Origin of the sequence: Collinsella sp. CLA-AA-H302 (assembly GCF_040093305.1) — a bacterium.
Lineage (GTDB): Bacteria > Actinomycetota > Coriobacteriia > Coriobacteriales > Coriobacteriaceae > Collinsella.
Map to the genome: position 1 here is coordinate 172,135 of NZ_JBBNJW010000006.1, position 6,106 is coordinate 178,240.

6 protein-coding genes are annotated in these 6,106 nt (G+C 59.0%); 2 read left to right on the forward strand and 4 right to left on the reverse strand.

What is annotated here, in order from left to right; all coding sequences use genetic code 11:
• Positions 1-38 precede the first annotated feature (38 nt).
• Positions 39-731: a hypothetical protein gene (locus AAAV21_RS06270; protein ID WP_349108173.1), complete on the reverse strand. Its 693-nt coding sequence runs from the start codon at positions 729-731 to the stop codon at positions 39-41.
• An 85-nt stretch (positions 732-816) separates the two neighbouring features.
• Between AAAV21_RS06270 and AAAV21_RS06275 the strand changes: the two genes are divergently transcribed.
• The gene (locus AAAV21_RS06275; protein ID WP_349108176.1) at positions 817-1,449 is read left to right on the forward strand and encodes a zinc-ribbon domain-containing protein; all 633 of its coding nucleotides are present in this window, start codon (positions 817-819) and stop codon (positions 1,447-1,449) included.
• Between the two features lie 32 nt (positions 1,450-1,481).
• Here AAAV21_RS06275 and dcm read toward each other — a convergent pair whose 3' ends face one another.
• Entirely contained in the window at positions 1,482-2,744 is a 1,263-nt protein-coding gene (gene dcm, locus AAAV21_RS06280; protein ID WP_349108179.1) for a DNA (cytosine-5-)-methyltransferase, read from the reverse strand.
• 1,034 nt (positions 2,745-3,778) lie between these two features.
• The gene (locus tag AAAV21_RS06285) at positions 3,779-5,239 is read right to left on the reverse strand and encodes a MutH/Sau3AI family endonuclease (protein ID WP_349108182.1); all 1,461 of its coding nucleotides are present in this window, start codon (positions 5,237-5,239) and stop codon (positions 3,779-3,781) included.
• A gap of 116 nt (positions 5,240-5,355) precedes the next feature.
• On the opposite strand from AAAV21_RS06285, the gene AAAV21_RS06290 reads away from it, so the two are divergent.
• Complete coding sequence (locus AAAV21_RS06290; protein WP_349108185.1) at positions 5,356-5,544, forward strand: hypothetical protein; 189 nt, start codon at positions 5,356-5,358, stop codon at positions 5,542-5,544.
• 12 nt (positions 5,545-5,556) lie between these two features.
• Here AAAV21_RS06290 and AAAV21_RS06295 read toward each other — a convergent pair whose 3' ends face one another.
• Entirely contained in the window at positions 5,557-5,859 is a 303-nt protein-coding gene (locus AAAV21_RS06295; RefSeq protein WP_349108187.1) for a hypothetical protein, read from the reverse strand.
• Positions 5,860-6,106: the final 247 nt, after the last annotated feature.

Consider the following 6,106-nt stretch of genomic DNA (forward strand, 5'->3'; position numbering starts at 1 on the left):
GGCAAATACCTATCGAGTGGTCCAGTTTCCTCTTCTATTTAATTGGAGAGCAGCTTACTGACAATCTCAGCCATGGAATACCTCGCAGTATCGATATCGCCCTCGTAGGGGTCCATGTAGCCGTGGAGCCAGACTTCCAGATCACGTTCCTCGGCTTCGGTATCGCCGAAATCGATGAGTTCCTCAACGGACATGTCGGCACGGTTGCGCGAATCGTCCTTTCCCGCAAGTTCCCAGCCGAGCTGCAGGTCACACTTCTCGTGCAGGCCGAGGTCATCCATCCCGATCTCCCCGAAGTCGAGCGGGGATGACCACTTGTGGTACGGGAGGGCATCGTACTGGAGGGCTACGTTGAAGAACTCAATCGGGTCATAAATCTCACGGAGATCACAGTACTGGAAGAGGACGTCGCAGTCGATTTCGGGGTTATGCATGACCACCGCAGCGAGCAAGTTGGCTTCCTCGAAGGTGTAGTCCTCGCCGAGGGGAATCCACTCGAAGGGCGCGAAGCGACCAATGTACTCCCATGCGCAGAGTCGGAGGGACTCCGGTTTAACTCCCTCGCGCCCGGCCTCGCGTGCGAGCGCGTCCGTCAGCGCGGTGGGTGCCAGCGGCAGGTGGATCTCGGCGCCGGCGCTCGGGTCGTTTCGGTAGGTCTCGAAAGACGCACCCTCGAGGGCGGTCACCCAGATGACAATTGCGGATTGGTCGGTCTTCTCGTTCGGCTCCATTTGGCTTAACCTCTTCCTTGGAAGTTCTGTTCGGTAAAAGTCTATCGCTGTCGCATCTGGGCGTCTAGATCTCGGGGAGGGAAAGATGGGAAAATTGAGCCAGGGTGAGTTCCTCGAGCGCCTGCGGGAACACAACTCGCACTATACCGATGGCGAGTTCGAGGTACTCGGCGAATACACCGGCATCAGCATTCCCCTTCGCTGCCGCTGCCTAGTCTGCGGAAACATCTGGGACGGCAATCCCGACTCGATGCTGCGCCGGAACTCCCGATGCCCTAAGTGCGGACGGACGGCCGCGGGCAAGTCCTCAGGGAAATCGAGGACGTTGACGCATGAGGCGTTCGCCGGGCGTGCGGCCGTTGCCTGTCCAGATCTTGAGATTGTCGGCAGGTACGTGGGCGCCAACACGAGGCTGACCGTCCGCTGCCGCACCTGCGGCTACTCATGGGATGTGTTTCCGGCTACCGTGCTGCGCTCCTGCTCCTGCCCGTGCTGCACGAACAGGGTTGCCGTGGAGGGGGTCAACGACCTCGCGACCACGCACCCCGATATCGCAGCGGAGTGGGACTATGAACGCAACGGGGAATTGAAGCCAACCGACGTCGTGGCGGGTTCCTCCAAAAGGGTCTGGTGGCGATGCCCCGTGGGGCATGAGTGGCAGGCGATCATATATCGGAGGAAGGCGGGCGGCGGCAGCTGCCCCGTCTGCGGAAAGTAAAGGGGAGGGTCTTAGCCCTCCCCTTTTTCTATCTATAGGTTGTAGACCTCGACCATTGCCTTGCCGATGCGGTGCGGTACGCCCGTGACTAGGGCGTTGCCCATGCAGAAGGCTCGGTGCCCGTCGGTCATTCCGGTATCTGTCCAGCCCTTGGGGAATCCCTGTAGCTGGTCGAGTTCATCGGGCACTAGGCGGCGGAAGCGGCCGTCGGGGCACTCTATGACGTGCTTGAAGCGGCTCGCGCCGGTGCCGCCCTCGCCGGTGAGGATCGTGCGGCTCGGCTTCTCGATGGAGTCGGGAAAGCTCATGGCGCCCTCGGAGTAGGTGTAGGTGAAGCCCGTCTTCTTGTTGGTGCGCTCCTCGCGCTTGGCTCCCTTGAGGTATCGCCAGTCGGGCAGCTTCTCGTCGGCGATGTAGAACTGCTCGGGGACGTCCGATTCGTCCACCAGTACGTCACCCAGCACGCGGCGCTCGCCGCGGTAGTTCTCGGCGAAGTCGCAGGTGAGGACATGGCATCCCTGCATCACGCCCGCCGCCTTGAACTGCGAGACCTTCTGGCCGACGCCGAAGCGGGTCGAGTTCTCGTAGGGGTCGGGCAGGACATCGAGTTCGGCCATCTCGTCAGGGTAGACGGCGGGGAACGCCTTGGCCATGACGCCGCTGCGCATGCGCTCGGTCAGATCGGTATCGCCGGCATCCTTCTCGCAGAAAATGTAGACGCGCTTGCGGCGCTGCGGAAAGCCGTACTCGGCGGAGTTGACCACGCGCCACTCGACCGTGTAGCCGAGATCAGCGAGGCAGCTCAGGATGATGGCGAAGTCACGCCCGCGCTGGGTCGCGGGGGACTTGAGCAGGCGGTCGACGTTCTCGAACAGGCCGAATCGCGGCTTCTTCATCTCGAGGAAGTGGTAGATGTCCCACCAAAGGACACCCTTCTTGCCCTCGATGCCGTGGGCCTGGTTGAGGGGACGCGCCACGGAATAGTCTTGGCATGGAAAGCCGCCGACGACCATGTCGACGTCGGGAATCTCAATCTCCCCCGTCTCGGCCTTGTCCAATACCCTGTTGATGTCCTCGTTCACCACGGAGCCCTCGCCGAAGCGCTCGGTGTAGCATCGGGCAGCGAACTGCCTGGACTCGGTTCCGGGCGGCTCCCACTGGTTCGCCCAGATGGTGGTGAAGGGGCCGGCGGGCTCCATGTAGAACTGGGGATGGTTCGGGTCCGCGTAGCCCTCGAGACCCAAGCGGAACCCGCCGACGCCCGCGAAGAGCTCGGCGATCTTAATCTCAGACACGTTTCTCCAATCGCTGCTGTGTCCGTATTTGCGTGATCGATGATAACCGATCTCGCGGACAAGGTAAAGATCTGTTTGGAAAATGTCGGCTGTCACAGGATTGCCGCAGCGGCAAATCTTCTGGAATGTAATCGCCATTCGGTAAATTGGGAAGTGCCGTTTGTTTTCTGGAAAAGCCGAAGGCCATCGTGAAGCGGGCAAAAACGGCAAAGCTAGTGATGCCTGGATATTTTGGATATGAGCCATGGATAACAATTTGGTCAAACCCGAGTTCGCAAACTGGGAGCCATCGACCGCTGGACTTGTAAGCGAGAGCAGCAAGAACGATTTACATACAACTATTATTCGTGCTCCAAGTAAGTTAATAGAAGAATGCCAACGTGCATTTGATGCGGGATTGCTTTGCGCATCGTTGACCCTTGTCGTTACTATCCCTGACGTTTGCGGAAAATTGTCCGGTATTCCGTATCGTGATTGGTGTGAGAGATATCTAAATCTTCTAAATGACAGCAGTAAAAGAACCGCCGAACGCAAGACGAGAAAAACCGAAGCAGAATTGGATGAAGACTTTAGGAGAGTCACAGAGGAGCGAAGATTTACTGCGTCTGATCTATATCAACTCAGGAACGCAGTTCTTCATTCAGCCTCATCTGAAATTGAAGAGGGTGCCCCTGGATCTTCTTACTGCTCATTTCGCCGCATTGGCATTTGTGTCCAAAACGATACACATTCTCTGATTGCCATCTATGGATGTAGCAGCACAGGCGAAGATGTCCACACCAATTGTTCATTGGACTGTTTGGTTAACCTGACTGCCTTGATATGTCGAATGACGGAAGGGGTTCACGACTTCATTCTTGAGGATCCCAGGCGCGATCGAGAGTTCTCACTCAGCGACTGCTCTCGCATGCAGGGAATAGTAGATCTCAGGAAACCCTCTCGGTAATAAACCCCCCTCCTCTCTAAGCCATCTCTCTAGGCTGATAAATTTAATCGTCGATGTATTTGCTTCAATCTGGCATTATTCTGTATCGCTAAATATAAGGTACCGAGTCAAGGTATCTAGTAAGTTCCATTCCCTTAATCCAGACGTTTTGGCGATACATGCGGATGCCGTTGACTTCCACGGGCTTGTCGTTCGCGTCGGTGCCGGTGCCTCGGACGAACAGGACGCCGTCACGGCTCTTCGGCCAGTTGGGCGCCGTCATGGGTATCCCCGTCTTGGGCGTCACGCGCGGCGTGCCGTCCTTCTTCAGGACGGGGGCATCTGCTAGACCGTTGCTGAATACTAAATCGCGCATGCCGTCCCAGAGCGCCCTGGCGGCATCAAGGTAGGACCCGAGCCAGAAAGTCTTGAAGCCCATAAAGCGGCACTGGCACAACGGGCAGTCGCGGTACTGCTCCTCGAGCACGGCGACGACCATGGTTGAGTCGATGAAGGGTGCCGCGAATGCGGAGTCCTCGAACTCGACCGAGGGGTCGCACAGCTCGTCGAAGTCGATCGAGGGGTTCAGCTTCATATCCTCGGTCCTGCCGCCCGTGGGCGTCAGCGTCATCGTCTTGAAGACGAGTCCGGCCTTGGCGAAAAGCGGCACCTGCGAGATCTTGCCGGCATGCCCTGTGAAGAGCCTGACCACCACCTGCTCGGCGAGGGACTTGTTCTCGCGTCCCGATTTCGTCTTAATCGGCAGGTCGAACTGTGCTGCGAGGTCCTCTAGCGTCTTGCCGGCGCAGGTATCGGAGATACCGTGCAGGTGCGCCCTGAGCGCTCCCATCGAGGACAGCCCGCCCTGGTCGGGAATCATGCCCATATCGTCATCCAACCGCTCGCGAGCCATCTGGGTGACGAGGGACGCCTTCAGGCGGAACCTCGGCCTGTTCGGCCACTTGGGCGAGGTGTCGAGGTAGAGCAGCTGGGGGTTGACAAGCGTGGAGAGGTTCGGCATATCGGTATCGATATCGCCCTCGAGGGCGGTGCGGACGAAGTCCCGCACGACCGTCCAGTCCGCCTCCAGGCGGCACCGGTCGACCTCCCCCCACGTGTGGAGGTCGTAGCCCTTGAACTCGAAGCCGGCGTACTCGACCGCCACTCCCCTGCCGGGGCGGACGTAGAGGTAGTAGACGACTAGGAGCCGGGCGGCCTTGTGCCAGAAGGCCGAGGTGGTGAAACTCTCCGCCACGATGCCCTCGGGCGCCACGGCGGTGATGGACATGGGTTCCTTCGCCCGCCAGCCGCCTCGGGCGACCTCGATGAGCCCCGTCCCCTTGACCTCCCACGGCTGCCCGTCGATGAGGATATCGGGGCGGCGATCTGAATCCGCGGGGTAGCCCAGCACAGACTGCTCGATGACGGCACCTACCCTGCCCTTGTTGCGGGATGCCGACGAAGCGGTGAGTACGCCGGCGGTATCGACCTCGGCCACGGTGTGACCGACGATAGCGTTGAAACGGCTGTGAATGTCCTGCTCGGTGAAGCTGTGGTTGCCCTTGGCCATGCTTTTCCCTTCTATCCCCTGGGCTCAAGGATAGCGATCTTCACAAGTTGTGGGAGACTTCCATCTCGTGGGGTTCGGCTGACGTGTCGGAAAACAAGACGAAGGGAGAAGACATTATGGAAGAGGAAATGAAGAACAGAGTGTTCGATGTGTACCACGAGATGCGCGGGCTGGCTGCGTTGCTCGATGCCGCCGCTCATGGGGATATGGCCGAGCCGGAACAGATAGTCGAGTATGCGTCGGGGCAAATCGCGAGGCTCTCCGATGCGCTCGCGGCGGCTATCAGAGACCGCCAGCAGCCTTAATGCCTGACTGTGCTACTTGCACGGTCCTTCCGGTGCGCGATCCGCAGGCACGTCATTATCGGGGTCGTGTACGACATACCAGCTGTTTTGGTAATGGCAGATGTCACGGCAGGTGCCGTCCCCGACGACCACTCGCCAGGACTCGGACCGCTTGGTCCTGCCGAGTGCCCACGAGCGAGAGCTGTAGGACTCAATGCGTTCGAACGGGTAGACGGTGCCGTCGTACCACTTGATTCCCCACGGGACGTACTCGCCGTCGGGGCGGCACTCGACGAGGGCTGTGACTAAACGTATCGACTTCTCGCCCTGCTCCATGTGGTACTCCTTTGGAATCTATAACGAACGCGTGTTCTATTGTAGCGCAGAATGAGGATTTGCCGCTGCGGCATGGTGATTCCACTAATAGAAATCGCGTCTATCCTCTGCAGCATCAGCCAATCCAATCCGAAGGGAGCCGCACATGAACGTAGCGGAATTTCCTTTCGGGGGGGGGGTATCTCCGAGATTTACCCGCCTCCCGAAAGGGCAGTCGACTATCGAGTACGTCCTGATCATCGCGATC